The following is a 3,912-nucleotide window of genomic DNA, read 5'->3' as shown; positions in this document are numbered from 1 at the left end:
GCCCCGGCTTCGTACGCAACAGCTCGCTCAGGCGGCCGGACCGGCCTTCGCGGCAGCTCCGGCCAGCGCCTCCAGGTCGCTCCTGCGCACCCGGATCACCAGCAGTGAGGTGGCCAGGGCCAGCCCTGCCATGGCGACGGCTGCGTAGAACGCGGCGGAGATGCCGTGGGCGAGAACCAGGTCACCCCAGGGGTCGGGCAGGAGACCCGTCTCCTTGAAGGTGGCGATCTGCTCCGGGTCCGCCTGCGCCATGAAGGCCGGGACCTGCTTCGTCGCCTCGTCGCGACCGGCCGTGCCGAAGACGGTGACCAGGATGGACAGGCCGAGCGAGCCGCCGACCTGCTGGCTGGCGTTGAGCAGCCCGGAGGCCGCTCCCGCCTCCTTCGGGGCCACGCCGGAGACGGCGGTGAGGGTGAGGGTCACGAAGTTGAGGCCCATGCCGAAGCCGAACAGCAACATTGGCCCGAGCACGCCGGAAACGTAGGAGCTGTCGGTTCGGATGAAGGTCAGCCAGGCCAGCCCGGTTCCGGTGAGCGCCGACCCGACGACCATGAAGGGCTTGGGTCCGAAGCGCGGCAGGAAGCGCTGCGAGAGGCCGGCGGCGGTGATGATGGCGACCGTCACCGGCAGGAAGCCGAGGCCGGACCGGATCGGGGAGAAGCCCAGCACGTTCTGCACGAACTGGACGATGAAGAAGAAAATGCCGAACATCGCGGCGGCGAGGCCGAGCATGATCACGTAGGTGCCGGTGCGGTTGCGGTCGGCGAACATGCGCAGCGGGATGATCGGCTCGTGGGCCTGCGACTCGATGACGACGAAGAGCGCCAGCAGGACCAGGGCCGCGGCGAACGAGCCGAGGGTGATCGCGTCGCGCCAGCCCTGCTCGGCGGCGCTGATGAACCCGTACACGAGCGAGGCCATGCCGCCGGTGGAGGTGAGGGCGCCGGCGATGTCGAAGCGGCCGGGGTGGCGCTCGGACTCGGTGATGTAGAGCGGGGTGAGGACCGCGATCAGTACGCCGATCGGTACGTTGACGAAGAGGACCCAGCGCCAGTCGAGCCACTCGGTCAGCATTCCGCCGGCCAGTAGACCGATCGCCCGCCGCCCGCGGAGACGGCGGCGAACACCCCGAACGCCCGGTTCCGCTCAGGTCCTTCGGGGAAGGTCGTGGTGATCAGGGCGAGCGAGGTCGGCGAGGCGATCGCGCCGCCGACACCCTGCAGGGCACGGGCCGCGAGCAGCTGCCAGGGCTCCTGGGCGAAGCCGCCGAGGAGGGAGGCCAGTGTGAAGAGCAGGATTCCGGCCAGGAATACGCGGCGCCGGCCCAGGATGTCGCCCGCCCGGCCGCCGAGCAGCAGCATGCCGCCGAAGGTGAGGGTGTAGGCGCTGAGCACCCACGAGAGGTCGGTGGTGCTGAAGTCGAGGGCGCTCTGGATGTGCGGGAGCGCGATGTTCACGATCGTCGCGTCGAGGACGACCATGAGCTGGCAGGCGGCGATGACGGCGAGCGCCACTCCGGGACGCCCCTCCCGGCGTGCCGCGCCCGGTATCCGGGGTGTGGCGAGTTGAGAGCTTGTCACTGAGGATCCCCCCCAAAGTGAAATAGTGAACGCATTCGTTCACTGCGGGTCCACGGTAGGAGCCGCGCCGTAGTGAACGCAAGCGTTCACTAAGGCTGAAAATGTGTGCGTCGTACGCGCAACGGGTCGGAGGCGGGGAGATGGTGGGTTCGCGCTGGTCGGCGGCATCGGCGGGGCGAAGGCGGGGTCCTGAGCTCGAACGGGCGATTCTCGACGCCGCGTTGGAGCAGCTGAGCACGGTCGGCTGGAACGCCCTCACCATGGAGGGTGTCGCGTCCGGCGCGCACACCGGCAAGGCCGCGCTCTACCGTCGCTGGCCGTCGAAGGTGGACCTCGTGGCCGAGGCGCTGCGGAGCGGGCTGCCACGGATCGGTGACATTCCCGACTCCGGTTCGATCCGCGAGGACCTCTATCTGCTGTGTGTGAGCACGCGGGACGTCATGCACTCGCGCGCCGGGCAGGCCCTGCGGTCGGTGCTTCACGAATGCGATCACATGCACGCGGATAGGTTTCGCGGGGTCATCTGGTCCGGTCTGCACGAGCCGGCCCAGCGTCTGATCAGGGAGCTTGTGAAGCGGGGAATTGGGAGGGGTGACGTGCGTCCGGACGCGACCGGTCCATTCGTCGTGGACGTCATTCCGGCGATGTTGATGTACCGCGCCAAGGTGTGCGGAAGCGAATGGGTGGATGCGGACATCGCGGCGCTGATCGACGAGGTGATGGTGCCGCTGCTCAGGGCGTGAGACGCGGCGGGGGCGGCGCGGGGCGCGCGGAGCGGGGTTCGTGTCCGATCCCGGCCGGGTGGGAACGGGGTGGGGGTGTGCAGTGGGCTCGGGGCGGCGTAACCTTGCTGGCGCCATGCCGTACGAAGCACCCACCCACACCGTCGAACGCTCCCTCCGTGCAACCATCGGCGCCAAGGTCATCGCCGGGGTCGACGAAGTCGGACGAGGGGCCTGGGCCGGACCCGTCACCGTGTGTGCGGCGATCACCGGCCTGCGCCGGCCCCCCGCCGGGCTCACCGACTCCAAACTGCTCACCCCCAAGCGGCGCGACGCCCTGCTCGATGTCCTGGAGGGGTGGGTTACCGCGTACGCCCTCGGGCACTCCTCGCCCGAGGAGATCGACGAACTCGGGATGACGGCAGCCCTCCAACTGGCCGCCGAGCGCGCGCTCGGGGCGCTGCCGGTGCGGCCCGACGCGGTGATACTCGACGGTAAGCACGACTACCTCGGTGCGCCCTGGCGGGTTCGTACGGTGATCAAGGGTGACCAGTCCTGCGTCGCCGTCGCCGCGGCCTCGGTCATCGCCAAGGTCCGCCGCGACCGCATGATGGCCGAACTCGGGGAACCGGGCGGTGGAATCGAGGACTTCGCCTTCGCCGCCAACGCCGGGTACCCCTCGCCCGTGCACCGGGCCGCGCTGGAGGAGTTGGGGCCCACCCCGTACCACCGGCTCTCGTGGTCGTACCTCGACGCACTGCCCCGGTGGCGCCACCTCAAGAAGGTGCGCCGCAGCGAGGAGTCGATGGAGCTGGAAAACGGAGGCCAACTCGGCTTCGATTTTTGATCGCACGTCTGTGCCACCGACCGGTACGTTTCGTACCGGTGTTTGAAAGATGTCAACTCATGCCTCTCACCCCCGCCATCGAGGAGCCTCAGATTCACGAGAGTGCCCAGGGTCCCCGCGTCACGTCGGCCGCGAGCCGCACCGCGCAGACCCCCCGCCCTGTACCTGGTCCGCGTCCCGCCGCCGTACCGCGGCCCGGCCGCCCCGGTCCCGCCAGGCCCGCACCGCCCGCGCAGCGTGCGCCGCAGGCCACCCCCGGACCCGTTCCCGCAGCCCCTGCCGCTGCCCCCACCGCACCGTCCGTATCCGCGGCGGTGCCGCAGATCCAGCTGATCCCGGCCTCCGCCGAGGGCGCGCTGGACGCGGCCGAAGAGGCTGTCGACCTGCTGCTCGACACCGGGCGCGCGCCCGGCGACATCCTGGTGCTCACCAGTGGCGACCCGCACCCGTGGGCCGCTCACGAGCTGTCCTTCGGCGAGGCCGCGTACTGGGCCCTGCACGATGCCGGGGACGACGTCTTCTACGCGGACGCGGCGCAGGTCCAGCGCGCCGCCGGCCGTCCCGTCGTGGTCTTCGCGGCCAACGGCGGAGCGGTCGACGCCATCGCGGGCGCCCTGCCGGTCGCGCTCACCCGGGCGGGTGCGCTGCTGGTCGTGTGCGGTGACCCGCAGCAGATCAACTCCGTTCTGGGTGCGGGCGTCTGACGCCCTGTACCCCGGCACGGGCGAGGGGCGGGGCGGGCCTTGGGCCGGCCCCGCTGAAG

General features: G+C 70.6%; 3 protein-coding genes and 1 pseudogene. 3 read left to right on the top strand and 1 reads right to left on the bottom strand.

Annotated features, from left to right (window positions below; all coding sequences use genetic code 11):
- Nucleotides 1-27: 27 nt before the first annotated feature.
- A pseudogene (locus tag ACWGIU_RS32060) lies at nt 28-1,580 on the bottom strand (MFS transporter).
- Between the two features lie 140 nt (nt 1,581-1,720).
- Between ACWGIU_RS32060 and ACWGIU_RS32055 the strand changes: the two are divergent.
- From ACWGIU_RS32055 to ACWGIU_RS32045, 3 genes are all read left to right on the top strand, one after another.
- Complete coding sequence (locus ACWGIU_RS32055; protein ID WP_453711619.1) at nt 1,721-2,323, top strand: TetR/AcrR family transcriptional regulator; 603 nt, start codon at nt 1,721-1,723, stop codon at nt 2,321-2,323.
- Between the two features lie 115 nt (nt 2,324-2,438).
- Nucleotides 2,439-3,149, top strand: a complete 711-nt coding sequence (locus tag ACWGIU_RS32050) for a ribonuclease HII (protein ID WP_453711618.1) — start codon at nt 2,439-2,441, stop codon at nt 3,147-3,149.
- A 59-nt stretch (nt 3,150-3,208) separates the two neighbouring features.
- Nucleotides 3,209-3,853, top strand: coding sequence for a hypothetical protein (locus ACWGIU_RS32045; RefSeq protein WP_453711617.1), 645 nt, complete (start codon nt 3,209-3,211; stop codon nt 3,851-3,853).
- Nucleotides 3,854-3,912 lie beyond the last annotated feature (59 nt).

The sequence above is a fragment of the Streptomyces sp. NPDC054840 genome (assembly GCF_053611065.1).
Note: the sequence above shows the minus strand (reverse complement) of the source record. Positions and strands in the feature narration are given on the sequence as shown.